At 66.4% G+C, this 24,697-nt stretch carries 23 protein-coding genes; 16 read left to right on the forward strand and 7 right to left on the reverse strand.

Annotated elements, in window-relative coordinates:
* Nucleotides 1–2: 2 nt before the first annotated feature.
* The 3 genes from NF551_RS01470 to NF551_RS01480 all read left to right on the forward strand — a co-directional run bounded on the left by NF551_RS01470 (nucleotide 3) and on the right by NF551_RS01480 (nucleotide 1,680).
* Nucleotides 3–437: a helix-turn-helix transcriptional regulator gene (locus tag NF551_RS01470; protein ID WP_227896293.1), complete on the forward strand. Its 435-nt coding sequence runs from the start codon at nucleotides 3–5 to the stop codon at nucleotides 435–437.
* A gap of 14 nt (nucleotides 438–451) precedes the next feature.
* A complete protein-coding gene (locus tag NF551_RS01475) occupies nucleotides 452–859 on the forward strand; it encodes a VOC family protein (RefSeq protein WP_227896292.1) in 408 nt (135 codons plus the stop codon).
* Between the two features lie 215 nt (nucleotides 860–1,074).
* Complete coding sequence (locus NF551_RS01480; protein WP_227896291.1) at nucleotides 1,075–1,680, forward strand: class I SAM-dependent methyltransferase; 606 nt, start codon at nucleotides 1,075–1,077, stop codon at nucleotides 1,678–1,680.
* A gap of 320 nt (nucleotides 1,681–2,000) precedes the next feature.
* On the opposite strand, the gene NF551_RS01485 is transcribed toward NF551_RS01480, so the two are convergent.
* Nucleotides 2,001–2,180, reverse strand: a complete 180-nt coding sequence (locus tag NF551_RS01485; protein ID WP_227896290.1) for a Sec-independent protein translocase family protein — start codon at nucleotides 2,178–2,180, stop codon at nucleotides 2,001–2,003.
* Between the two features lie 208 nt (nucleotides 2,181–2,388).
* Here NF551_RS01485 and NF551_RS01490 point away from each other — a divergent pair, with 208 nt between their 5' ends.
* The 3 genes from NF551_RS01490 to NF551_RS01500 are packed head-to-tail and all read left to right on the forward strand — an operon-like array spanning nucleotide 2,389 to nucleotide 5,118.
* On the forward strand, nucleotides 2,389–3,123 hold the full coding sequence (locus tag NF551_RS01490; RefSeq protein ID WP_227896357.1) for a FadR/GntR family transcriptional regulator: 735 nt from the start codon (nucleotides 2,389–2,391) through the stop codon (nucleotides 3,121–3,123).
* Complete coding sequence (locus tag NF551_RS01495) at nucleotides 3,120–3,863, forward strand: glucosamine-6-phosphate deaminase (RefSeq protein ID WP_227896289.1); 744 nt, start codon at nucleotides 3,120–3,122, stop codon at nucleotides 3,861–3,863. The genes NF551_RS01490 and NF551_RS01495 overlap by 4 nt, the downstream gene beginning before the upstream one ends.
* 13 nt (nucleotides 3,864–3,876) lie before the next feature.
* Nucleotides 3,877–5,118, forward strand: a complete 1,242-nt coding sequence (locus NF551_RS01500) for an N-acetylglucosamine-6-phosphate deacetylase (RefSeq protein WP_227896288.1) — start codon at nucleotides 3,877–3,879, stop codon at nucleotides 5,116–5,118.
* A gap of 63 nt (nucleotides 5,119–5,181) precedes the next feature.
* On the opposite strand, the gene NF551_RS01505 is transcribed toward NF551_RS01500, so the two are convergent.
* The 3 genes from NF551_RS01505 to NF551_RS01515 form a co-directional block, all read right to left on the reverse strand.
* Complete coding sequence (locus NF551_RS01505; RefSeq protein ID WP_227896287.1) at nucleotides 5,182–5,469, reverse strand: DUF1905 domain-containing protein; 288 nt, start codon at nucleotides 5,467–5,469, stop codon at nucleotides 5,182–5,184.
* A gap of 296 nt (nucleotides 5,470–5,765) precedes the next feature.
* On the reverse strand, nucleotides 5,766–6,800 hold the full coding sequence (locus NF551_RS01510; protein WP_227896286.1) for an isopenicillin N synthase family dioxygenase: 1,035 nt from the start codon (nucleotides 6,798–6,800) through the stop codon (nucleotides 5,766–5,768).
* A 660-nt stretch (nucleotides 6,801–7,460) separates the two neighbouring features.
* The gene (locus tag NF551_RS01515) at nucleotides 7,461–8,360 is read right to left on the reverse strand and encodes a Cof-type HAD-IIB family hydrolase (protein ID WP_227896285.1); all 900 of its coding nucleotides are present in this window, start codon (nucleotides 8,358–8,360) and stop codon (nucleotides 7,461–7,463) included.
* Nucleotides 8,361–8,481: 121 nt separating this feature from the next.
* Here NF551_RS01515 and NF551_RS01520 point away from each other — a divergent pair, with 121 nt between their 5' ends.
* Genes NF551_RS01520 through NF551_RS01530 form a run of 3 tightly spaced genes read left to right on the forward strand, consistent with a single transcriptional unit; the run spans nucleotide 8,482 to nucleotide 10,363 of the window.
* A complete protein-coding gene (locus NF551_RS01520) occupies nucleotides 8,482–8,781 on the forward strand; it encodes a type II toxin-antitoxin system VapB family antitoxin (protein WP_066299736.1) in 300 nt (99 codons plus the stop codon).
* A complete protein-coding gene (locus NF551_RS01525) occupies nucleotides 8,774–9,454 on the forward strand; it encodes a LytR C-terminal domain-containing protein (protein WP_227896284.1) in 681 nt (226 codons plus the stop codon). Before NF551_RS01520 ends, NF551_RS01525 begins: the two co-directional genes overlap by 8 nt.
* Before the next feature lie 57 nt (nucleotides 9,455–9,511).
* Nucleotides 9,512–10,363, forward strand: coding sequence for a 4'-phosphopantetheinyl transferase family protein (locus NF551_RS01530; RefSeq protein ID WP_227896283.1), 852 nt, complete (start codon nucleotides 9,512–9,514; stop codon nucleotides 10,361–10,363).
* Here NF551_RS01530 and NF551_RS01535 read toward each other — a convergent pair.
* Nucleotides 10,335–11,534, reverse strand: a complete 1,200-nt coding sequence (locus tag NF551_RS01535; protein ID WP_227896282.1) for a heparan-alpha-glucosaminide N-acetyltransferase domain-containing protein — start codon at nucleotides 11,532–11,534, stop codon at nucleotides 10,335–10,337. The two genes, NF551_RS01530 and NF551_RS01535, sit on opposite strands and share 29 nt — an antisense overlap.
* Nucleotides 11,535–11,872: 338 nt before the next feature.
* Between NF551_RS01535 and NF551_RS01540 the strand changes: the two genes are divergently transcribed.
* The 7 genes from NF551_RS01540 (at nucleotide 11,873) to NF551_RS01570 (ending at nucleotide 21,386) form a co-directional block, all read left to right on the forward strand.
* Entirely contained in the window at nucleotides 11,873–15,979 is a 4,107-nt protein-coding gene (locus NF551_RS01540; RefSeq protein WP_227896281.1) for a Pls/PosA family non-ribosomal peptide synthetase, read from the forward strand.
* A 9-nt stretch (nucleotides 15,980–15,988) separates the two neighbouring features.
* Nucleotides 15,989–16,930, forward strand: coding sequence for a 4-hydroxy-tetrahydrodipicolinate synthase (gene dapA / locus NF551_RS01545; RefSeq protein WP_227896280.1), 942 nt, complete (start codon nucleotides 15,989–15,991; stop codon nucleotides 16,928–16,930).
* Nucleotides 16,931–17,031: 101 nt separating this feature from the next.
* The gene (locus tag NF551_RS01550; RefSeq protein ID WP_252604974.1) at nucleotides 17,032–18,282 is read left to right on the forward strand and encodes a heparan-alpha-glucosaminide N-acetyltransferase domain-containing protein; all 1,251 of its coding nucleotides are present in this window, start codon (nucleotides 17,032–17,034) and stop codon (nucleotides 18,280–18,282) included.
* 38 nt (nucleotides 18,283–18,320) lie between these two features.
* A complete protein-coding gene (locus tag NF551_RS01555; protein WP_227896278.1) occupies nucleotides 18,321–19,322 on the forward strand; it encodes a hypothetical protein in 1,002 nt (333 codons plus the stop codon).
* A 62-nt stretch (nucleotides 19,323–19,384) separates the two neighbouring features.
* Complete coding sequence (locus NF551_RS01560) at nucleotides 19,385–19,612, forward strand: hypothetical protein (protein WP_227896277.1); 228 nt, start codon at nucleotides 19,385–19,387, stop codon at nucleotides 19,610–19,612.
* Between the two features lie 33 nt (nucleotides 19,613–19,645).
* The gene (locus NF551_RS01565; protein ID WP_227896276.1) at nucleotides 19,646–20,968 is read left to right on the forward strand and encodes a M1 family metallopeptidase; all 1,323 of its coding nucleotides are present in this window, start codon (nucleotides 19,646–19,648) and stop codon (nucleotides 20,966–20,968) included.
* A 52-nt stretch (nucleotides 20,969–21,020) separates the two neighbouring features.
* Complete coding sequence (locus NF551_RS01570) at nucleotides 21,021–21,386, forward strand: VOC family protein (RefSeq protein WP_227896275.1); 366 nt, start codon at nucleotides 21,021–21,023, stop codon at nucleotides 21,384–21,386.
* Here NF551_RS01570 and NF551_RS01575 read toward each other — a convergent pair.
* Nucleotides 21,383–22,828: an amino acid permease gene (locus NF551_RS01575; RefSeq protein WP_227896274.1), complete on the reverse strand. Its 1,446-nt coding sequence runs from the start codon at nucleotides 22,826–22,828 to the stop codon at nucleotides 21,383–21,385. The genes NF551_RS01570 and NF551_RS01575 overlap by 4 nt on opposite strands.
* A gap of 188 nt (nucleotides 22,829–23,016) precedes the next feature.
* Nucleotides 23,017–24,648, reverse strand: a complete 1,632-nt coding sequence (gene aceB, locus NF551_RS01580) for a malate synthase A (RefSeq protein WP_227896273.1) — start codon at nucleotides 24,646–24,648, stop codon at nucleotides 23,017–23,019.
* Nucleotides 24,649–24,697: the final 49 nt, after the last annotated feature.

Consider the following 24,697-nt stretch of genomic DNA (forward strand, 5'->3'; position numbering starts at 1 on the left):
GCATGCCCACCGCAGCAGACCGGCATCTTCAGGACCTGGTGATCCTCCGCCGGGTGCGGGACCGGATCGACCGGGAATATGCCCAGCCGCTCAACGTGGAGGCGCTCGCCCGCGATGCCCACATGTCCTCGGGCCATTTGAGCCGCGAGTTCAAGCGGGCCTTTGGCGAGGCGCCCTATTCCTACCTGATGACCCGGCGGATCGAGCGGGCCATGGCGCTGCTACGCCGCGGCGACCTCTCCGTTACCGAGGTGTGCTTCGCCGTCGGCTGTTCATCGCTGGGAACCTTCAGCACCCGCTTCACGGAACTGGTGGGCATCCCGCCCAGCACCTACCGCCGTGAGCAGGCCGAAGCAATGAAGGGCATCCCGTCCTGCGTGGCAAAGAACGTCTCCAAACCGGTCAGGAATAGAGAAGCGCAGGCTGCGGGGCGGTAACTAACGTTGCCGGCATGAACCTGAACATATTCAACAGTTTCCTGCCCCAGACCGACCCAGACGAGTCGCTCGCCTTCTACCGTGATGCCCTCGGATTCGAGGTGAGGAACGACGTCGGCTACGAGGGGATGCGCTGGATTACGGTGGGTCCGCCGGACCAGCCGGATGTCTCCGTGGTGCTCTACCCGCCGACGGCTGACCCCGCCGTCACCGAGGAAGAGACCCGGATGATTGCCGAGATGATGGCCAAGGGCACCTTTGCAACGCTCGTCCTCTCCTCTCCGGACGTGGATGCGGCGTTTGAGGGAGTGATGTCTGCCGGCGCCGAAGTCATCCAGGAGCCCACCGACCAGCCCTACGGAATCCGCGACTGCGCCTTCCGTGATCCCGCGGGCAACCAGATCCGCATCAACGGCGTTTGAGCCCGAGGAGCCGACGCCGGCTGGCTGGCGCTGCGCCGCCGGGTCCAGGTTCCGGACACTTCGTCCGGGCCATAGTGCATGGTTTCCCAGCCGTCGTTACGGGTGGTGCTGGTGCGGTCACAGCAGGGATCAGGCGTCACGTGGGCTGGGATTCTGTGCAGCGGGCAGACCCCGTCCGGCGAGCACCCGCAGGCCGGGCCGCGTAGGCTTGAGGAGTGCGCAAAGAAACCCTGTGGGAAGCCAAAAAACGCCAGAACCCGGAGCATTCAGCCTGGTACATCGAACGCTTCGAGAAGATGCGCCAGGACGGCGCCGACCTTGCTGGTGAAGCCCGGCTGGTGGACGCGATGCTGCCGCGCGGCGCCCGGATCCTTGACGCCGGCTGCGGCCCGGGACGCGTGGGCGGGGAGCTCGCCCGCCGCGGGCACGACGTCGTCGGCGTGGACGTTGACCCGGAACTGATTGCCGCCGCGCAAAAGGACTTCCCGGACCTGCCGTGGTTCACCATGGACCTGACCGAACTCGATCTGCCGGCTCAGGGCATCACGGAGCCGTTCGACCTGATTGTCAGCGCTGGAAACGTCATGGCGTTCCTGGCCCCGGGCACCGCACCGGACGCCTTGGCACGCATGGCCGCGCATCTGGCCCCGAACGGACGCATCGTCGTCGGCTTCGGTGCCGGCCGCGGCTACGACTTCGGCACGTTTTTCGAAGACGCTTCCTCCGTGGGACTGACCGTGCAGCAGAAGTTCTCCACCTGGGACCTGCGGCCGTTCGACGTCGAATCGGACTTCCTGGTCGCTGTCCTGGGGCGCCGCTAAGTCCTGGCTGCCTGCGTTCGTGGCTGGCGCCGCTGATGCTTGACCGCCGCCGCCGCCGCTGACGCCTGGCTGCGGCCGTCCCGGAACGGGATCTTGCCGGATAACAAGTAGGTCCGCTAATCCTTCGGGGAGATAACGCTCTTGTAGGCCGATCGGCCGAAACCTTCGGGGAGATAACGCTGCTTGAGGCAGGCCCAGGGGACGTTATCTCCCCGAAGGATGGCGCGGGGTGTCCCTAAACGACGACAACTCCCCGAAGGTTGCAGCGGGATGGCCCGAAGCCATCGAGTCCCGGCGAATCCGTCCTGGCGCGGCCAGGGCTAATCCCGCGGAGCCCTCGAAGCGGGCGGCAGCGGCGTACCCGGGACTGGTGCGGGCGGAACCGGAGGGATCGGCGCGCCGGTTACCGGATCGGTTTCGGCCGCCGGTGTGCCGGCGGGGACGTCCTCGTCCTTCAGCTGCCGCACCTCGGACTTGAAGATCCGCAGTGACTTGTTCATCTATTGCCTCGCCACCCATGTCACTTGTCGGACGTAGGATGTCCGATGCTTGTTGAGAACTGTAAGGTTCCTCGCAGCTGGCCGTCAAGAGGCCCAAGACACACTTTTTGAGAGGCCTGTTCTAAAGATAGGACATCCTATAACCTGTGTTGGAGCACGCAGCCGTCTGCTCCAGCCGTACCGACCATCCGCCGTCACAGGAGGACCCCTGAGCCTGCCCCACGCTGCACTGCCGGCGCGCTTCAGTGCCCAGAACCGTTCACGGGCGCTGCAGGCCGAAATCATGGAACTGATCCTCGAGCGCGATCTCGAAGCCGGCGACGCACTTCCCACCGAAGCTGAACTGGTCGCCGCGCTGGGGATCGGCCGCAACACACTGCGTGAAGCACTCAAGGTACTCCAGTCACTGGGTGTGGTGGAGATCCGCCACGGCTTCGGCATGTTCGTGGCTCCGGCGAACTTCGACGCCTTGGCAGACGGGCTGACCTTCCGCGGCCGCCTCTCCCTGCGCCACGAAGGCAAGGAAGCCCTGCAGCTGGTGGATGTCCGGCAGGCGCTCGAAGCGGGCCTGATCGGCGAGGCCATGGACCTGTGGACGCCCGAACACCTTGCCGAAATCGAGGCAACCGTCCAGGAAATGGAAGCAGAGGCGGCCGCTGGGAATTCCTTCATCGAGGTGGATGAGAAGTTCCACTACCAGCTCTTTGAACCGCTGGGAAACGAACTGCTCTCCAACTTGATGTCCGTTTTCTGGAAGGTCTACAGCAAGATCCACCTTGAGCTGGGCGGGGATCCGCTGGTCAACCTCATGGAGAACGCAGCAGTGCACCGGGGGATCCTCGAAGCGGTGAAGTCGGGAGACAAGGAACTCGCGTCCGAACGGCTTCGGCGGCACTTTGACGGTATCCGGGAACAGCTGGCTAAGCTGCCGGTTGCTCCATGAGCGCCGGCACCGTGAAACATCCCGCAGCTCCGCTGGTGCGGGTGCTGGAGCCGGCGGGAATCGGGCCGGCTGCCTCCCGGCTGGTGCTGGACGCCCTGGCCTCCCGGCACTCACCGGTGATCGGTGTGGCCACGGGTTCCTCGCCGTCCCCCCTCTACAGGGCGCTGGCCGCCAGCGGGGCGGACTTCGGCCACGCCAGCTGGTTCGCCCTGGATGAATACGTGGGGCTGCCGCCGGGCCATCCGGAGAGCTACGCGGAAGTCCTCCGCCGCGAAATCATCGAACCCCTGGGCCTGGATCCCCGCGCGGTCCACCTGCCGGACCCGCACAGCGGAGACCTGCCGGCAGCCTGCGCCGCATATGAGGAACGGATTGCCGCCGCCGGAGGAATCGACCTGCAGATCCTGGGTATCGGGCGCAACGGACACCTGGCCTTCAACGAACCCGGTGGCGCCCTGGACTCTCGAACCCGGGTCGAGGCCTTGAGCGAGGACACCCGCGAGGCCAACCGCCGCTTCTTCGACTCCCTCGAAGATGTACCAACGCACTGCCTGACCCAGGGACTGGGAACCATCCTCGATGCCGGCCAGCTGCTCCTCATCGCACAGGGCGAAGACAAGGCGGAGGCGCTCCGTGCGGCGCTGAAGGGTCCCGTCAGCCGGGACTGCCCGGCCTCCGTCCTGCAGCTGCACGGCCGGGTCACTGTTCTGGCCGACGCTGCAGCGGCCGCACTTCTGTAGGGAAGGACTCCTCATGGCCTTTGGAAACCCCGTTCCGGTCCCCGCCGATCAACCGGCAGGCCAAGAGACACGGCTTGTGCTCCGCGGAGCGGCGGTGATCGGCGCCCGCACGGTTCCGGACGCCGCTGTAGCGGTCGACGGCGGTGCGCTCACCTATGCCGGGCCGCAGGACGCCCTGGAACCGTGTTCGGGAGACGTCGTCGTCGAGCTCTCCGTCGGTGAGGTGGTGCTCCCCGGATTCGTGGACCTGCACTGCCACGGAGCCTACGGCGTCGACTTTTCCCGGGCTGATGGCCCCGCGGTCCGGGACGCTGCCGCGAAGCTGCATGCTGACGGAACAACCACGCTGCTTGCCAGCCTGGTGACCGACGCCCCGGAAGCGTTGCTGCGGCAGTTGACGCTGCTGGCCGGCCTCGCAGAAGAAGGCCTGGTTGCCGGAATTCACCTGGAAGGGCCGTTCCTGGCCGCAGCGCGATGCGGTGCACAGGACCCGCGCTGGTTGCGGGACCCTGATCTGGGCCTGGCCCGTGAACTCATTGCCGCCGGCCGGGGACAGCTGCGGACTATGACATACGCCCCGGAGCTGCCCGGAGCGGACGCCCTGGTGGAACTGCTCACGGAGAATGGCGTTATCCCTTCCCTCGGGCATACTGCCTCCCCGGCAGGCCGGGCCGGCGATTCGCTGGCGCTGTCCCGGCAGCTCCTCGCGGCGTCTGCCGTTGGCGCCGAAGCTGCCCGGCCCACTGTCACGCACCTTTTCAACGGGATGGACCCGATCCACCACCGGGCGCCTGGCGCCGTTGCCGCCTGCCTGCGGGCGGCGACGGCGGGCGCTGCTGCCGTGGAGCTCATCGCCGACAACACCCATCTGGACCCGTACCTGGTCGCCGCGATGTTCGAGCTCCTAGGGGCCGGGAACATTGCCCTGGTCACCGACTCCATGGCTGCTGCCGGGCTGAGCGACGGGCAGTACCGGCTCGGCCCGGCCGAGGTGACGGTCAGCGGCGGCGTTGCCCGGCTGGCTTCGACCGGCTCCATTGCCGGCGGAACCGCTGCCATGCTGGACCTGGTCCGCAACGCTGTGGGCGCCGGGGTAAGCCTGGCGGATGCCGTTACCTCCGCTGCAGCTGTGCCCGCCGGCGTGCTCGGCCGCAGGGATGTAGGCCGGCTGGTGGCCGGCGGCGCTGCAGACTTTGTGGTGATCGGCCCGGACCTCGAGCGTGTCAGGGTGATGCGCCGGGGTCAGTGGCTCTGATCTGAGCGGTCCTGTGGAAAACGGTCCAGTGGAAAGCGGTCCCGCGGAAAGCGGGGCGGGCGTTTAGGTCAGGCGTTCCGTGAGGTGCACTGTCACGGTGTCGCCGATGTCCTTGCCGAGCTTCTTCCTGAGCTTGGCGCTGATGGAGAGCATGTGGCCGCCCTGTCCGGTGGGCATGAGGCCGCCGCGGATGGGCTCATCATCGACGGTGGCTGCGACTTTGACGGTCTTCCCGGTGCCAAAGAACTTGGCCGATCCCGGCATCTCCACGCAGGACCAGATATCTCCCTTCACCTGCACCCCGATAGGCGCGGTGAAGGTATGGTCGAGCGGGCCCGGGACTTCTGCCATGGTGTTCTCCTTGTCAGTGCCGGCAGCGCTGCCGGCCCTGTCACCCTATCGTTTTCGGCAGGGGAGAGGAACGGTAAGCGGCGTGCCGCGGGGGCCTTGGGCGGCGCTGCCAGGATCAGTCGCACAGCCGGGCCTTGCCGCAAAGGGCACCGTCATGACCGGTGATTCCAGCCCGGCAGAGCTGCGGCGTGCTTCCTCTTCTTCGTTCTCGACGCAGGGGAACCGGCAGCTTAAACGCCGGAGGCCCGGCCCGGGTGCCATAAGCACCCGCTGCCGGACCGCCGTCGTACGTTTTGCTACTTCTTAGCCGCAACCAGTTCCGGGTGGTGGATCGCGGCGACCTGCGGGTGGGCGCGCAGCCAGCCCTTCAGGACGTTGGCACCGTAGGAAGCGAGCATCGGGTTCTGCGGGTCATCGGAGATGCCGCGTGACTGCGCTGCCAGGGCCGGCGGCAGCTGCACCGGGTCAATGACCGAATCCAGGCGCGGGGACCAGAAGAACGGAATGGCATAGCGGTCGACGCCGGCGGGCGGGGCCTGTACACGGTGGATGGTCGCGGACAGGTAGCCCTGGGTGGCGACCTCGAGCATCTCGCCGAGGTTCACGACCAGCGCGCCCGGGATCGGTTCCACGGGGAGCCATTCGTCGGATTCGTGCGGCTTCACTTCGAGGCCGCCCACCTCGTCCTGCAGGAGCAGGGTGACAAAACCGTAGTCGGCATGGGAGCCAACGCCCTGGGTTCCGGCTTCCTTCACGACGCCGCCCACGTAGTGGATCAGCTTGGCCATCCAGGCCGGGGTGCCCTCGAACGGCTCGGTGAAGTGGTCCTCCGGCAGTTCCAGCGAAACGGAGATGGCGGAGAGCAGTTCGGCGCCGACCCAGGTCATCAGCTCGGCCCACTCCATGGAGGTCTGCCGCAGTTCCGGCAGGACGGTGTCCGGGAAGAGGTTGGGTCCCTGCACCAGCCAGTACGGCTGGTCTGCGGGGTAGTCCGCGACGGGCTCGCGCTCAGGGCCGAAGTCGACCTGCTCGCGGGCATCAGGGCGGCCCTGCGTCAGCTCGGTGCCCAGGCGGGTGTAACCGCGGAAGTGCGGGGACTTGCGGTTGTCCAGCTCCAGGCGGTCTTCGAGCGGAAGGTCGAAGAAGCGCTTGGTGACATCGAAGAGGTCCTTGACGCGTTCTTCGCCTGCGCCGTAGCCAACCAGCTGGAAGAACCCGATCTTGTGGGTGGCTTCACGCAGCTTTTCGATGAACTCGGAGTTGAAGGTGCCGTCGGCATTGCGGGCAGTGCTGAGGTCCAGGACCGGGATCGATGTGGGGTTATCGCTCATTCCGGCAACGTAGCACCACGGACTGTCAACTAGGAACCAAATGTTACGCAACGCGGCGTCATAAGGGCTCTGGCTTGGGAGTTTACTGGTTGGCGTTGGGGTGTGTGCGTAACATTCGAGGGCCTCCGGGCCTCCGGGCCTCCGGGCCTCCGGGCCTCCGGGCCTCCGGGCCTCCGGGCCTCGGGCGGTGTGGGTTGGTGGCTCTGGAGCGGGTCCACAGTCGACCCGGTGCATGCCCGCACCAGCGGGACCCACAATGACTCCGGACGAGGGACCAATGACCGGACTAACGGAAGGGGCTGTTCCGCACGCGGTTTTGCTGCCGTTTGGGAAAAGTGCTGCGTCTTGTGCGTTTTACCGGGCTGCGCCGTGCAGCAAAACGCACAAAGCACAGCGAAAGTCCCTTTTCGCAGCAAAACACGTCACAAATGGCAGCGTTTTCCCCGAATGCAGCAATACCGAACCCAAAACGCAGCGTTATCCCAGTTCGCAGCAAAACCGGTGACGTCCACTGCTCCGGCAGGTCAAGGTCGAAACCGGCAGCCCTTGCCAACCGGTACCTTCACAGCCGACGCGGTGCGTCCACCCCCGGACGCGGCCCGGTTTAGTCTGCCCCCAGGCCGCCAGCCCCGGCCCAGCCGGCACCAGCCGGCACCGGCCCTAAGCCACCGCCGAGTCGTCCTCCGCAGTGCCGGCAGCCATCGAGGCCCAGCGGCGCAGGAACGCCTCGCCGGCGTCGTCGTGGATCCGGCCCGGAACAGTCAGCACAGGATAGGGCTTGGCGGGAACCCCGTCGGCCGGGCGCACATCCACGTGGGCGACGTCGAATCCCAGGGAATGCAGCTCGTCCGCCATGGCGTAATCCGTCCGGGAATCCCCGACCGTCCGCCAGGTCCGCGGCACGGGAGTCCCCGCCGCCTCCAGCAGGGACAGTGCGCGCCGGGCGCCGAGGTCCTTGCCCACGCCGAGGGCCTCGATGTCGGTGGAGATGATCGTCGGGTCGATCCGGTAATCCACGGAATCATCGGAGTCGGGTGCGTGGTGGTCCAGGCGGCAGACGCCCATGTCGAACCTGGACATCAGCGCCAGGGCATCGGCGTCGAACGCTTCCTGCTCGGCGAGGTAGTCGGCGTTGGCGACGTCGATGTTCTGTTCCACCGACACCATCGCCAGCTTCGTCTCGTCGAAGAACATGTGGCCGGCGTAGGAACCGGCCACCAGCTCCCGCACCGCATCCGCGTATTCGCGCGGCAGCGCCAGTTCGCCGTCGACTTCCACAGGGCCCGGACCTGTCCCGTCGAAGGAAAACCAGACCGCGCCCTTTTCGCAGATGGCGTGAACCAGCACGTCGTCCGGCAGGCCCGCGGCGATCATCGGTTCCATGACCTGCGTCCGGATGAAGTCATCGGAGCGGCCGGTATTGAAGACCACCGGCCAGCCGGCGGAGGCGAGGGCGACCAGATGGCCGATCACCTCGGGGGACACAGTGCGGGTGAGCGGCGAGGCCACCGGACCGTCGACGTCGAGCAGCAGGCCAAAGAGGGAAACGTAGGAAGTCACCTCTCCAGTATTCCTGCTGTGTGGCCGCCACCTGGCGTCCAAATGGGTAAAACGCGTAATCAGAGGCTTGTTGCCGGGGAGTCCTGTTTCCTTGGATGCTGAACTTCTCTACTCTGGATTAGTGATCTTCAAAGCTGTCGGCGATGTGCGCCCCTACCCTGACCATGGATACGTAACACCCAAGGATTGGGCAGCGGTACCTCCCCGGCAGGTCCGGTTGGACGAGCTGGTGACGACAAAAGCCACGCTGGATCTCGGTGCACTCCTGGCCGAGGATTCCACCTTCTTTGGAGACCTTTTCCCGCATGTCGTGCAATGGAGGGGAACGATGTACCTGGAAGACGGACTGCACCGCGCAGTAAGGACCGCGCTTCACCAGCGCACCATCCTGCACGCCCGCGTGCTGGTGATCGATGACTAACCAGCCCCCTCGAGGGCAACGCGACGGCGCTCAGGCGAAGGGCGACCAGGAGGAGTGGCATGGCCACCGGATCGTCACCGAACGTGACCTGGGAGCCGTTTTTGATGACGACGGCGATGAAAGCGCCGCACGCCGGTCCAAGCGGAAGCGCACCTTCCACGGCATCGTCCTGGGACTGCTGATCACCGTGTTGATCGCTGCTGCGGTCATAGCCCAGGGCATCACGTCGGGCTGGATCGCGCTTCCCCAGGCGGCGCCCCGCGAGCCGGTCGAAACAGGCTGTCCAGCCGGGCCGTACCTGTATCAGTCACCGGACACCGTGACCGTCAATGTCTACAACACGACGGCGACTCCCGGGCTGGCCGGGGAAGTGGCCGAAGCGCTCAAGGAGCGCGGCTTCGTGGTGGAGACAGTTGGTAACAGCACCGTCAACCGGGAAGGTATGACGGCGATCATCCTCTCCGGGCCCACGGGCGAGTCTGCCGCCTTCACGCTCCAGCAGCAGATCCCCGGGACCCAGTACATCCAGGACGACCGCGAAGATGCCTCGGTCGACGTTGTCGTCGGCTCCGCCTACGACTCCCTGGTGCCGGTTGAGAAGGCACAGGCAGCGCCTCCGGGGCCGATCACCTGTCCTTGGCAGAGCGAGGCTCCGTCGGGCGAGGCCGGCTAACCCGCCAGTCCCAGGACTCATTCCCATCCGGCGGTTTGGCCGGTACCCTGCGCCGGGATGAAACCTGGACACTTAGGGACAGCACACCCCAACGGCACGGCCCCGCCCGCTGGGACAGCCCCGCCCGCTGGGACAGCCCCGCCCGCTGGCACACCCTCACCCAGCGGCACAGCCCCGCCCGCCACACTGCTGCTGGCCGCCCTGCCCCTGGACAGCCCCGGGCCGGAGGACCCGTCCCTGACCCCTGCGGAACTCCGCCGGGCAGCTGCGTTCACCGCGGCCGCAGCCCGCTTCCGGTTCCTGGCGGGACGCTATGCAGCCCGCCGGTTCGTGGCCGAAGTCGCGGGTGCACCGCTCGCCGAGGTGGCGGCTGAGTACCGCTGCAGTTCGTGCGGCAATGAGTCCGGACTAAGCCATGGCACCCCGCACTACTCCGTCAGCGGCGGGCCGTCCGGTTTCTTCTTCAGCTTCAGCCGCGCCGGGAACAGGATCCTTGCTGCCGCCTTCGGCACAGCGCCTGTCGGCGTCGACGCCGCCGAAGTCAGCGGCTTCGACCTGCCTTCCCTTGACGATGTGATCGCCACGGAGCGGGAGAAGCGAAACATCCAGGCGCTGGCGGCTGCCAGCCGTCCTGCGGCGCGGGCCCGGCTCTGGGCCAGGAAGGAGGCCGTCCTGAAGGCTACCGGGGACGGACTGCGGATCCCGCCCCAGCAGATCGAGGCCGGAGACCTGGAAACAGTGCGCGTGCCCGCCAGCGGCGCGGTGCTGCTGGTTGTTGATCTGGATGCGCCGGCCTTGGGCCTGCCGGAGGGAACGCTGGCAGCGGCGGCCGTTCCCGGTGCCGGAGAGCTGGCTTCCGGGAACCTGGCCATCCGGCAGGTCAGGTGGAGCCAGACCCGTTTTCCGTAGCGCGTACTGGTCCGCCGCGGGCGAGCACGCTCCGCCGTGTGCCGTTTACTGCCTTCGCAATGAGTTCCTCGAGCGGGCCCTGGCGCCGGATGGTGCGCCAGATCAAAGCAAACGCAATCACGGCTGCGACCTGCAGCGCGTAGGAGAGTTCCGGTTCATCTTCGTAGAAGCCCGAGCCCAGCACCAGCAGGTGGAGGCAGTACAGCGTCAGCGTCATGCTCCCCGCCGCAGTCAGGGGAAGCAGGTAGCGTCCGGCGGCGTGACCCAGCAGCAGCATGGCGCCAAGCACCGCCGCGGCAACTCCAATGGTGTAGACGAGGTCGAGCGGAGTCGTCGAGTGCGGAGCCAGGATGCCGAACCACCAGAAGGAAGAGGTGGAGAGATACTCTTCCGGGCCCCAGACCAAGACTTCCTGGATCGCCTGGGCGTCCAGGAAGGGTGTGGCCTCTGTGATTCGCTGCAGTCCGCCCAACGGTCCGAGCACCAGCGCCGAGGTCAGTGCGGCCGCGAGGGCTGTCCCGAGTCCGGCAGCGAGAACGGCTGACTGGGTCTTCCACTCACCCAGCCGGAGCCGGCCGATCGCCATCCCCGCACAGATGTACGCCATCCACGGGATAGCCGGATACGTTCCCGTGACCAGCAACTGGGTCGCCAGCTGCCACGGATCGGTGAGCAGGTCCGTGAACGTGGGATCGAAGCCGGGTTCAGGCAGGCTCCCTCGGAGCAGCTGCATCAGCACCGGACCAAGCACCGCGAACACCGCGGCGGCCGCGAACAGGGCACGTGCCGACATGCCCAGCAGGGGAACCGCGAGCAGGAACATGACGCCGTAGTAGGCCAGGATGATGAACGCGGGCATGTCTACGTAGGCAATGGCCAGTCCCAGGCAGGTCACGGCGCCGGCCCTCACTGCCGTTCCGTAACGGGCTGCCGTCAGCGCACGGCCGGTTCTTGGCTGGGTGCCGCCCGAAGACAAGGCCAGCCCCACCCCGGCCAGCAGGGCGAACAAAGCCGCTGACTTTCCGGCGAACAATGTCCATGCCAGGGACGGCCCCCCATCCTCCGACACCGCCGGGAGCAGGTGAATAGCCATCATGCCGACCAGCGCGATCCCGCGGGCCGCGTCAATGCCCGTGAACCTTACTTTCTTGGTGATACCCGGAGCGCTCATCGGTCCTCTTCTGTAACAGCCAGGCTGCCGGGGTCCCCTGACACGGAGCCCCTCACCAGGACTCCCGACGGAACCAGTGCTGGCTGTGCACTGTCTAGGCGAAAGCTGGGAAATCCCTGTGAACAGCAATACCACAGAGCAGTTCAGAGACGAACGGGTAGCGTACCGGTAATTCCTCGCACGGTGCCCGCGTATCCGAGTGATATTGGCCCGCCCCGGTACTCATGGCCATCAGGCAATGGCATATCTAGCCTTCTTCAGGCTGCCGCAGTCGCTCCTCCAGGGAGACGGCAGGTGGCCGTTGCAGAAGAACGAGTTGCCATCAGAGAGAACGTCCCATGACTTTGTCCGAAGACCGGTCCGAAAACCTGAGAACAGCGAAAGGAGGACGGCCAGCAGACCATGCCGGCGCCGATCCCGCCCGCACGAAGCCGCAGAGCCGCGGGACTGCCGGCGAGAAGGTCCAGGTGTTCAGCCGCACGGTCCTCGCGCCCGATCGCGCCGTCTACTACGGAGGGCCCGCAACGGAACAGCGGACCCTCGTCGACATCTTCAACCACACCGCAGCCGCCTACCCCTCCGCGCCCGCCCTCGATGACGGTACCGATCCGCTCACCTATTCCGAGCTGGAAGAACGTGTCCAGGCCCTTGCGCGCAAACTGTGGTCGGCCAGCATCGGCGCCGGCGACCGGGTGGGCATCCTTGTCCCGTCCGGGTCGGCCGATCTCTACGTCGCCATCCTCGGAGTGCTGGTTTCCGGTGCGGCTTATGTTCCGGTGGACGCCGATGAACCAGCCGGACGGGCGGAAACCGTCTGGGAAGAAGGCGGCGTCTGTGCCGTGATCGGTGAAGGACTCCAGCTGGCCATCCGGCAGGGAGTACCCATCCGGGGCAACGGACCGGCTCCCCACCCCGAAGACGATGCGTGGATCATCTTCACCTCCGGGTCCACCGGCAAGCCCAAGGGCGTTGCCGTCACCCACCGCTCTGCGGCCGCACTGGTCGACGCTGAATCCCGGCTCTACTGCGTAGACGCGCCGCTGAGCCCCGGTGACCGGGTCCTGGCAGGACTCTCTGTAGCCTTCGATGCTTCGTGTGAGGAAATGTGGCTTGCCTGGGCGCACGGTGCCTGCCTGGTTCCAGCCCCGCGGTCAGTGGTGCGGTCCATCATCGACCTTGGGCCGTGGCTGGAAGAACGCCGGATCACCGCCGTTTCCACCGTGCCAACCCTTGCCTCGGTCTGGCCGGCGGAAACCGTGAGCCGGATCCGCCTGCTGATCTTCGGCGGCGAAGCCTGCCCGCCGGAACTCGGCACCCGGCTCTCCGGTCCGGGCCGGGAAGTCTGGAACACCTACGGACCCACAGAAGCAACAGTCATTGCCTGCGCGGCTCCCCTGGACGGATCGACCCCGGTCCGCATCGGCCTGCCGATCGAAGGCTGGGACCTTGCCGTCGTCGATCCCGACGGCAACCCCGTGCCTTGGGGTGAGGAGGGCGAACTGGTGATTGGCGGCGTCGGACTGGCGCGTTATCTCGATCCGGGCATCAACGCCGAGAAGTACGCCCCGCTGCCCTCGCTCGGCTGGAACCGCGCCTACCGCAGCGGCGACAGGGTCCGGGCTGACCGGGAGGGGCTGGTCTTCGCCGGCCGCCTGGATGAACAGGTCAAGCTTGCCGGCCGGCGGGTGGAACTCGGCGAAATCGACACCGCACTGGCATCCCTTCCGGGTGTTGCCAGCGCGGCCGCCGCGGTCCAGACCACTGCCAGCGGCAATGAAGTCCTGGTCGGCTTCCTCGTCGAATCCGAGGAAGGGAGCGTCGATCTGGCGGCAGCCCGGGAACACCTGAGCATCCACCTGCCCGCAACTTTGGTCCCTACCCTTCGGATCATCGCTGAACTTCCCATGAAGACTTCCGGCAAAGTGGACCGCAAGGCCCTGAGCGTGCCGGAGACAGCGGTGGAACAGCAGCTGGACGTCGAGGTTGAGCTGAACGCGGACCTGCGCTGGCTGGCCCAGCGCTGGACGGACCTGCTCGGGCCCCAGCAGCTCACCAAGGACAGCGACTTTTTTGCCCTTGGCGGAGCGAGCCTTGCAGCAGCGCAGCTGGTATCAGCGCTCCGGGAGCGCTACCCCAAGGTCTCAATCGCAGACATTTACGCACACCCCTCCCTGACGGCAATGGCCGCCAGGCTCCGTGAAACTACGGACGACGGCGCTGCGAAGCGCCAGGTCCCGGCCACCCCCTGGTGGACCGGACTGGTGCAGGCACCCCTGATCGCCGGCCTGTACGGAATCACCGGCCTGCGCTACGTCACCGGTATTGCGCTTGTGTGCTGGGTGATGAGCAATGTCCTCGCCACGCCGTGGACGCCGGATCCTCCGCTGCTTCCCCTGCTGGCAGCCTGGGTGGTGCTGTACAGCCTTCCGGCCCGCATGTTCGGAGCAGTCCTGGCCTGCCGGGCGTTACTCTTCCGGATCCGGCCGGGTGTCTATGCCCGGGGCGGCGGAACGCACCTGCGCCTGTGGGCTGCGGAACGGATCGTCACCTACGCGAAGCTTGAACCGATCATGGGCACGCCGATGGGCATCTGGTACGCCCGCGCACTGGGCTGCGGCATTGGCTCCGGCGTCCACCTCGAAGCCATGCCTCCGGTCACAGGCCTGGCGGAGATCGAGGACGGTGCGGCCGTCGAGTATGAAGCCGATCTGGCAGGGCACTGGCTGGACGGCCATGTGCTGCACATCGGACACGTGCGGATTGGAGAGAACAGCCGGATCGGTACCCGTTCAACCGTCATGGGAAATGCCCAGGTGGGCGCAGGCGCGGAGGTTGAACCCGGAACGTTCGTCTCCGGCGTCGTTCCCCCCGGGGAAAAATGGTCGGGTTCGCCCATGGAATACGTGGGCTCGGCCGGAGAAGGCTGGCCGCGTGCCGCGGCTGCGAACGAGGAATCTTCCATCCCGGTCAAGCTGCTTTACGCAGCAGGCCTGGGATGGATGACGGTGATGACGTTTCTGGCCATCCTCCCGGGGTCGATGCTGGTGCTCCTGCTCCTGCAGGATGCGGAGCAGCTGGGGCCAGCGCTTCTGGAACTGGCACTCTGGGCCCCCGTGTTCGTGGTGCTGACCATGGGAACCTACCTGGCGCTCACCATCTTCTCGGTCAGGATGCTGGCCTCCCTGCTCCCGCCCGGAATCCACCGGCTCGACAGCAGTGCCGGCTGGGCCGCATGGCTGTCCAACCAGTTGCTGGCCAAGAGCCTCATTTCCATGTATCCGCTGTACGCAGGACTGCTGACGCCGGTCTGGATGGAATGGCTGGGCGCCAAGGTGGGCAAAAACGCCGAGATCTCCACGGTGGAGACCATTCCGCACCTGACGTCAGTGGGAGACCGCTCCTTCCTGGCAGACCATTCGATGGTTTCGGCGGCGCGTGTCCGGCAAGGATGGCTGCACCTGGGTCCAACCTCGGTGGGTGAGAAATCCTTCGTCGGGAACTCAGGCATTGTGGGAGCAGATACGGCGGTGCCGGATAACGCACTCATCGCCGTCCTCTCATCGGCGCCCAGGGACATGCCGGAGAACTCCTCCTGGTTTGGCCGGCCGCCGGTGGAGCTGCCACGCCCGGTCGAAGAGGGCGATTCCTCGCGGACCTATGAGCCGCCAATGAAGCTGCGCCTGGCCCGTGCGGCCGTCGAGACGTGCCGCCTCATTCCAGCCGTACTTACCGTTTGGCTGGCGCTCGCCACCGTTTACGTCCTGGCAGCCATCTCCGAGACCGCAGGGCTGCTTCCGGCAGTGCTCCTTTCCGGTCCGATCCTGCTGTTCAGCGGCATTGTGGCGTGCCTGACAGCGATCATGGCCAAATGGCTGCTGCTTGGCCAGTTCCGGACCTCCGAACATCCGCTCTGGAGTTCCTTCGTCTGGCGCAACGAACTGGCTGATGTCTTCTCGGAATCGCTCGCTGTCCCCGGCCTGGTGCGGATGTCCCTTGGCACGCCCATGCTCAACGCCTGGCTGCGCTGGATGGGCGCAGATATTGGCCGGGGGGTCTGGTGCGAGACGTGGTGGCTGCCGGAGTTCGACCTCATCGAAATCGGCAGCGGAGCCAGCATCAACCGCGGCACTGTCCTGCAGACGCACCTCTTCCATGACCGCATCATGCGGCTGGACCGTGTGCGGATCGGTGCCGGGGCCACCCTGGGTCCCAACAGCATTGTGCTGCCGGGCAGCGCCATCGAAGAGGGTGCCACCGTAGGCTGCTGTTCGTTGGTGATGCGTGAAGAGAGCGTCCCGGCGCACAGCACCTGGTACGGGAACCCACTGACTCACTGGGATGCGTCAGCGACATCCGCTGCTGCTCCCGTGCACCGGGACGCCGTTCCCCACGGCAACGCCCGCCGGACGCATGGCCGCCGCCGTGCCGTGACGCCTTCACGATAGGAGAGAAAGATGTTCAGCCCAGCACAGACCGCCAAGTCGCAGCTCGCCGAAATCGCGTTTGGACGCATCCTGACGGCCATGGTGACGCCGTTCACCACAGCAGGCAAGCTGGACCAGGCCGGTGCGGGGGACCTCGCCCGGTGGCTCTGCCGGGACGGATTCAATGACGGAGTGGTAGTCAACGGCACTACCGGAGAATCCTTTGCGACGTCGAACTGGGAGAAGGCGTCCATGATCCATGCGGCATCCATGGCGTTGCAGGGGACCGGGCGCAAGGTGATCGCCGGGGTGGGCTCCGGCGACACGGCACACAGCATCACGCTCGCCCAGGAAGCAGCTGACCAGTACGCCGATGGCCTGCTGGTGGTCGCACCCTATTACTCTCGGCCCTCGCAGGCCGGCCTGCTGCGGCACTTCCTCGCGGTGGCTGACAGCACCGACTTGCCCGTGATGCTCTACGACATCCCGAAGCGGACCGGCGTCGCGATCAGCGAGGAGACTTTGGCAGCCGCGGCGCAGCATCCCCGCATCGTCGCCGTCAAGGACGCCAAAGGCGACCTGGAATCCACGTCCCGGGTCATCGCCGAGACGGGGCTGGTGTACTACTCCGGCGACGATGCGCTCAACTTGCCGCTGCTTTCGGTCGGAGCGTCCGGATTCGTTTCGGTGGTCGGCCACTTTGCCGCACGGGAGCTTCGTGCGCTTTTGTCGGCGTACTCGGCGGGGCGGGTCGGAGAGGCACTGGATACCCATCGCCGCCTGCTGCCGACCTATGCGGGCACGTTCCGCTGCCCGGGGGCGGCCTCCGTCAAGGCAATGCTGAACCGGCTCGGCCTGCCGTCCGGTCCGGTGCGGCTGCCGCTGGTTGACCTCACGCAGGCCGAACTGGAGCGCTTTCTGCAGGACGTGCACAGTTCAGGCCTGCTGCCTGAGCCGGTGCCGGTCCAATGACCGCAGACCAGGGCCCTCGGAACAGGTCAAACCATAAGCATGCCGCCGGGCGGCCTCCGGTCACCGGCGGACAGACGGCACGCAAGGACAGGCTGTCCGGGGTGGACGCTGCCCGCGGGGTTGCCTTGCTGGCCATGATCGCCATCCACATCCTCCCCGCGTGGAACGACGAGTTTGCGCCGACGCTCGTCTGGTCTGCCTTCGCCGGGCGCGGCGTCGCACTGTTTGCGCTCCTCGCCGGACTGTCCCTGGCCCTGAGCTCCGGAGGAGCCCGGCGGCTCGACGGCGACCGCCTGTCGGCGGCCCGCGCCGGGATCGCCGTGCGCGCCGCAATCATCCTGGGCATCGGCCTCCTGCTGGGCTACCTGGACATCACGGCCCAGGTGATCCTGGCCTACTACGGGGTCATGTTCCTGTTGGCCTTACCGCTGCTGCGGCTCTCTGCCCGGTCGCTGACGGTGCTGGCCGCGGCGGTGGCCATGGTGTTCCCCTTCATCATGCAGGGGCTGCGGGACTACCTGCCCGAACCCCCGCCCGGACAGCCGACCCTCACAGGCCTGTTCACGGACTTCGGCGCACAGGTCCCGCAGCTCCTGCTGACCGGGACCTACCCCGCACTGCCGTGGATGGCATACATCTGCGCCGGGCTGGCGATCGGACGCTTGGACCTGCGCAGCCGCAAGGTCCAGTCGGGACTCCTTGCGAGCGGGTGCGGGCTGGCCCTGCTGACCACCTTGGTTTCCGCCTTCCTGCTTGGCCCCGCCGGAGGACGCAGCGCCCTGGAAGAGCTGAACGGCGGCGGCAGCACCGGTGCGGAAGCGGTCTACGACATCCTCGTCTGGGGGCCGGACCCCACGCTGCCCACGGATTCGTGGTGGTGGCTGGCCGGGCTGGCTCCCTATTCAAGTACTCCCGTGGTCATCCTGAACACGATCGGCCTCTCGGCTGCGCTGCTGGCACTCCTGCTGCTCGTTGGCCCCCGGATTGAGCGGTTCCTGGCACCCCTGGCCGCAATGGGGACCATGACGCTCACGCTCTACAGTGCCCACCTGCTCCTGCTGGCTACGGGACTGCTCACCGGTCTCCCGTGGCTTGCCCTTCTCCTGCATATCGGACTGGCAGCGGCCTTCGCCCTGCTCTGGCGTCCCAGGATGGGACAGGGCCCGTTGGAACGGCTGGTCTCGGCGGCGGTATCCCGCGTCCGGGCTGCGGTATTGTCCAGGAAACAGCACCGTTCCGGAGACACGTTGCCGTCGCCGCAGGAGGAACCGGTGCCGCCAGGCCCTCGCAACAGGGGCAGCCGGCATCGGGCTGGCCTGCAGGATACCGATCCGCCCGGGCAGCACCGGTGACCCCCGCCGCGCACCGGATACAGCGCAGAAGAGCGGTCTTGCCGATGGCAGCGGCGCTGGTCCTGACGGGGACGGCGCCGCTCCATGCGTCAGAGCACGGTGCCCCGGCCGCCCCGGCGCCCGACGCTGGACAGGTGTCGCCGGTACCCGGGGTTTCGCCCAATCCCTGTGAACGGCTGACGGCAGGGGAAGTGAAGTTCGCCGTCGGCGGTTCTGCCCGGGTCACCTTCGCCACTGCCGCCGCTTACGGGAGTACTGCTGTCCTGCTCACCAGCTGTGTGCAAGAGGGGGATGGGAGTTACCGGCAGGAATGGCAGCGGACCGGTTTCGCCGGCCGGAACGGGTTTGCTCCCCGGGGACGCATGTGGGAAAACACCCTCTTCTCTCCCACGGGATCGTTTACGGTGACCGAGGCACTGGGACGGGAAGACCCTGGAACGGAACTGAAGTATTACCAGGTGAATGAGCACTCGCGCTGGGGAGGCGAGGAAGGGCGAACCTACAACCAGTACTTCGAGGGAGAGGGCGGCCAGGCTGATGAGAACCTCTGGCGCTACATGCAGAGCGGGCTCTACGAACAGGCTGCAGTAATCAATTGGAACCGGCCCCCGGATATGCCCGTCACGCAGGGGGCGTCCTTCGCGATCTTCCTGCATGCCGGCAACGCCGAGACCTGGGGCTGCATCTCCACGGACCTGGCAACGGTGACGAAGTTCTTGAAGACGGCGGTGCCGGGGGACCGGATGGTCATGGGAATCCAGGACGACGTCTTTCTCGCTTCAACCGTTCGGTCGGACGCACTGATGGCTGAGCGCGCAGCCGAAGAAGAGGCAGCGGAAAAGCGTGCAGCCGAACAGCGGGCCGCGGCCCAGCGCGAGGCAGAGGACGCAGCGGCGGAACCGGACTGGGAACCGTACGCCGTCGGCGTGTTCTCCCTGGCACTCTTCATCACCTATGTGGCAGCCAAGCTCCGAGGCTCCCGTTCCCGCCCTGAGCAGAGCCCCCGCGCCGAGGCCGAAGAAGAGGCTGCAATCCGTTAGCTCGGGAGGCAGTTGCAGGGTGCGGCCTGTCTGGCTGCAGAGCTGCCGATAAACTGGGGACTATGGCGGGCGGGAACAGCTTCGGCGACAGGTCTGAAACCGGCCGGCGGAACATCGAAGGCCAGGCAGACCTCGATGCGGGATTCGCTGCGGGCAAAGCACTGTATGAAGAACGGATGAAGCTGCTCCCCGGATTGTGGATGCCTCCCGCTCCGCCTTGGAACGAATTGCCCGTTGAGGTCCGTGCCCGCTGGCAGCGAACTGCAGCCCAGGCAAAAACCCACGGCTGACAAAAGCGGTTCCAGCTGGCAGGATCAGCGCCCATGCGCGCCGTCATTCCTGCCTCTTCCACCCCCGGCTCGGGTACCGGACAGAATTACGTGCCCGGCCACGGGCATCCCCAGTACTCGGTCTCCCGCTATGAGCTGGAACTGGATTATGACGTCGACTCGAACCGCCTCGAGGCCATCGCCACGCTGCTCGCCGTCGCCGCCGAGCCACTCGCCGACGTCGTCCTGGACCTTGGCCCGCACCTTACGGTGATCAGGGCGGAGCTCTCAGGTGCTGCGGTTCCCTTCGTCCGCAGCAGCCATCACATGCGGATCCTGCTTCCCGGCGCCGTGTCCCGGGGCGCTGTGATGTCCCTTCGGATCACCTACGCCGGGCAGCCGCAGCCGCTGGACGGACCCTGGGGAACTATCGGATGGGAAGAGCTGGGCGACGGTGTGCTGGTCGCCGGCCAGCCTGCGGGCGCCCCCACATGGTTTCCCTGCAACGACCGCCCTGCGGACAAAGCCTCCTACCGGATCACGGTTACGGCCGATGCCGGCTACCGCGTGGTCGCCAACGGAGTCTGCCTTTCCCGGGTTCGGAACGGTGCACGCAGCACCTGGACCTTCGAACAGGCCGAACCGATGGCCTCCTACCTGGCCACCGTGCAGATCGGCCGCTATGAACAGGCCGCCATCGGCCGGCGGGAGGTCCTCGTTGCACCGAATTCACTCTTGCCGAAAGCCCGGAAAGCCCTGGCCGGACATGAGCGGATGATGGCAGCCTTCGAGCGGTGGTTTGGGCCCTACCCGTTCGCCGGCTACACCGTGGTGGTGACCGCTGACAAGCTCGAGATCCCGCTGGAAGCCCAGACCCTCACCGTCCTCGGGCGCAATCACCTGGGCAATAAGTCCAGGAGCCTGCTGGCGCACGAACTGGCACACCAGTGGTTCGGAAACTCAGTAACGGCCGGCGACTGGCAGGACATCTGGCTGCACGAAGGTTTTGCAACCTACGCCGAGTGGCTGTGGGCTGAGGAATCCGGCCAGCACACGGCGGACGAGGAGGCCCGCAAGGCCCGCCGCCGGCTGGCGGGATGCCCGCAGGACCTGCGCCTCGCCGATCCCGGTCCGGAAAGGATGTTCGACGACGTCGTCTACGTGCGGGGAGCGCTGGCACTGCATGCGCTTCGCCGGGCCGGGCCCGACCAGGTGTTCTTCGGCCTCCTGCGCTCCTGGACGGATACCTTCCGGCACGGCAATGCCACAACGGCGGACTTCCTGGCGCTGGCCGGCCGGGCCTATGCGAATACCCGCACGGTGCCTGCCGCCCTGCTGGCACCGTGGCTGGCTGATACTGCCCTGCCGCGGCCGTAGCGGATCAGCACACCCGTTTACCTCCGGGGAGAACCGTGGCATGATCCCCGGCATGGAGATCATCAGGCAGGTACTTGTTTTCGATGCCCCGGACCTTCACACAGAAAGTACCTTCTGGGCCTCCCTGCTGGGCGGAACGGTCGAGGCCGAAGATGACTGGCACACCATCCGGGTAGACGGCCAGGAAGTCCTCGGCGTTCAGCTCGCCCCGAACCATATCCCGCCGCAGTGGCCGGACGGACAGCCGCAACAGCTGCATCTGGACCTGATGATCGAGGACCTGGATGAAGCTCACGCCGAGGCGATGGCGCTGGGCGCGAGCTTGCTCCAGGTTTCCCCGGATCCGAAAGCCGCGCACGGCTTCCAGGTCTATGCCGATCCGGCCGGCCACCCGTTCTGCCTCTGCTGGGGAGACTAACCGGCCGGTGCCGGCGCCTTGGCAGCGACGTCGTTGTTCTCGCTGTACACACCCGTCTCATCTGCCAGCACGGCGCGTTCCCGGCCGGGACCGCGTACCCAAAGCCGGTAGGCCACAAAGAGCAATCCGATCCAGACGACGCCGACGATCAGGGCGACCCGGGTATCCGGCATGATCCCCAGCAGCGCCACAATGAAGACCATGAAGCCCAGGGCGGCGTAGGAAGCAACCGGCCAGAACGGGACGCCGAATTCTGATGCCGGCAGGCGCTGGCGCTTGATTTCCCGTTTCATCGCGATGTGGGAGAGCAGGATCATCAGCCACACCCATACGGTGGCAAAGGTCGCGATCGAAGCGATCAGCAGGAAGAGGGACTCGGGCAGCAGGGCATTAAGCACGACGCCGACAAGCAGGACTGCGGCCATCACGGCCACGGTCATCCAGGGAACGCCGTGCCGGGAGATGCGGGCGAAGCCCGCCGGTGCCTGGCCCTGCCGGGCGAGGGCGAACATCATCCGGCCGGCACCGAAGGTATCCGAGTTGATGGCCGAGATCGCCGCGGTGATCACCACCGCGTTGAGGATGTGTGCGGCGGCCGGAATGCCCAGGGCGTCGAAGATCTGTACAAAGGGGCTGGTCTCGCCGTCGATCTGCTCCCACGGGAAAATCATCATCAGCACGGAGAGCGCGCCGACGTAGAACAGCAGGATGCGGACCGGGACGGTGTTGATTGCGGCGGGAATGGCCTTCTTCGGGTTTTCGGCTTCTCCTGCGGTAATACCAATGGTCTCGATGCCGCCGAACGCGAACATCACCACGGCAAAGGACGCCAGCACGCCCCAGATCCCGTTGGCGAAGAAGCCGCCGGATCCCAGGAGGGTGTCCAGGCCGGGATTAGCCGCATCCGGCAGGCCGAAACCGAAGACGATGATCGCGGCGCCGCCGGCGATCATGGCGATGATTGCCGAGACCTTGATGATGGAAAGCCAGAACTCGGTCTCGCCGAAAACCTTGACCCGCATCAGGTTCAGTGCGGCGATCAGGAAGATGACGGCGAGGATCCAGATCCAGCGCGGAACCTCCGGAAACCAGAACCCCATGTAGATCCCAAAGGCCGTCACGTCCGCAATAGCGACGATCGCCATTTCAAACGCGAAGGTCCAGCCGGTGATGAACCCGGCGAACGGGCCCAGGTAACGGCTGGCGTAGTGCCCGAAGGAACCGGACACCGGGTGCCGCACGGCCATCTCGCCGAGTGCCCGCATGACCAGGAACACCGCCGCCCCGCCAATGATGTAGGCCAGGAGCACTGCGGGACCGGCAGCCTGGATGGCTGCGGCGGATCCGTAGAACAGGCCCGTGCCAATAGCGGAGCCAAGTGCCATGAAACGGATGTGCCGGACGTTCAGTCCGCGGGCCAGCGCTTGGCCAAAGGAAGACATGGAGAAACACCTTGAAGTGGGGGATTAGCCGCAGCGGCGGCCAATCAATGGTACGCCTCCCGGCGCCTGCGCTGCCGGGAAGCGGACTCGGCCGTGAGTGGTATCTGCCACAACGGCACGCTTTAAACGGCAAGCGGCGGGGCCGGACGCTTTCGCATCCAGCCCCGCCGCCAGCCGGAACTCAGGACTTAGGCAACCGCCGGCTCACGGGATTCGTGCAGGAACCGTGCGTAGGCCGGAACGGTCAGGAAGGTCGGGAAGTGTTCGCCGCAGGCGACTTCCTCGAAGATTTCCAGCGCATCTTCGAAGCGGTCACCGTCGAAGCGCTCCAGCTTGCCGAACTCTTCTTCCAGCAGCTCCTGGACCCAGTGCGGGGTCACGATGTCGCCCTCGTCCGTCACGGCGGAGGAATGGATCCACTGCCAGACCTGGGACCGGGAAATCTCGGCCGTGGCTGCGTCCTCCATGAGGTTGTTGATCGCAGCTGCGCCGTTGCCGCGCAGCCAGGACTCGATGTAGCGGATCCCCACCTCGATGTTGCTGCGGATACCGGCCTCGGTGATCACGCCCGGAGTCGCTGCGATGTTCAGCAGTTCCTTGTCGTTGGGGATGACGTCCTCCCGGGAGCGGTCCAGCTGGTTCGGACGCTCGCCGAGCACGCCGTCGAACACCTCCATGGCCACCGGTACCAGGTCCGGGTGCGCCACCCAGGAGCCGTCGAATCCGTCGGTCACTTCGCGGGTCTTGTCAGCGCGCACCCGCTCCATGGCGACGTCGTTCGCTGCCTTGTCCTTGCGGTTGGGAATGAAGGCAGCCATGCCGCCGATGGCGTGGGCGCCGCGGCGGTGGCAGGCACGGACCAGCTGCTCGGTGTAGGAGCGCATGAACGGAGCGGTCATGGTGACCATGCCGCGGTCCGGGAGGATGAAGCGCGGACCGCGCGTGCGGAAGTTCTTGATCACCGAGAAGATGTAGTCCCAGCGGCCGGCGTTCAGGCCTGCGGCGTGGTCGCGCAGCTCGTAGAGGATCTCTTCCATCTCGAACGCTGCGGTGATGGTTTCGATCAGCACGGTGGCGCGGATGGTGCCCTGCGGGATGCCGAGCAGGTCCTGGGCCAGGATGAAGATGTCGTTCCACAGGCGGGCCTCGAGGTGGTTCTCGATCTTCGGCAGGTAGAAGTACGGGCCGCGGCCTTCGGCGATCAGGCGGTGGGCGTTGTGGAAGAAGTAGAGGCCGAAGTCCACGATTCCGCCGGCGATCGGGGTGTTGTTCACCAGCATGTGCTTCTCGGGCAGGTGCCAGCCGCGGGGACGGACCACAATGGTGGGCAGTTCCGTCAGCCGAGCGCCGCTGACCTTGTACTCCTTGCCCTCGGGCGAGGTGAAGGACAGGCGGTAGTCCAGGGCATCGCGCAGGTTCAGCTGGCCGTTGATCACGTTGGACCACGACGGCGTGGAGGAGTCCTCCATGTCCGCGAGCCACACCTTGGCGCCGGAGTTCAGGGCGTTGATGGTCATCTTGCGGTCCACCGGACCGGTGATTTCCACGCGGCGGTCTTCCAGGCCGGGGGCCGTGGTGGCCACACGCCAGGAATCGTCTTCGCGGATGTGGCGGGTTTCGGGCAGGAACGCCGGGTCGGCGCCGTTGGAGATCTTCTGCCGGCGTGCCTGCCGCTGCTGCAGCAGTTCCTGGCGGCGGGTGTGGGTCGCCTGGTGCAGCGCCTTGACGAAGTCCAGGGCCTGCGGGGTGAGGATTTCCTCCTGCCGGCGGACCGGCGAAGCGGTGAGGGAAATACCGTTCAGGGTGATGGGATCGTTCATGGCGTGCTCCTTGGCATCTTTCAAAAGTTTGGGGTTCCTCCGCCCCTCC

This window comes from Arthrobacter caoxuetaonis (assembly GCF_023921125.1).
In the GTDB taxonomy this organism is placed as follows: Bacteria; Actinomycetota; Actinomycetes; order Actinomycetales; family Micrococcaceae; genus Arthrobacter_B; species Arthrobacter_B caoxuetaonis.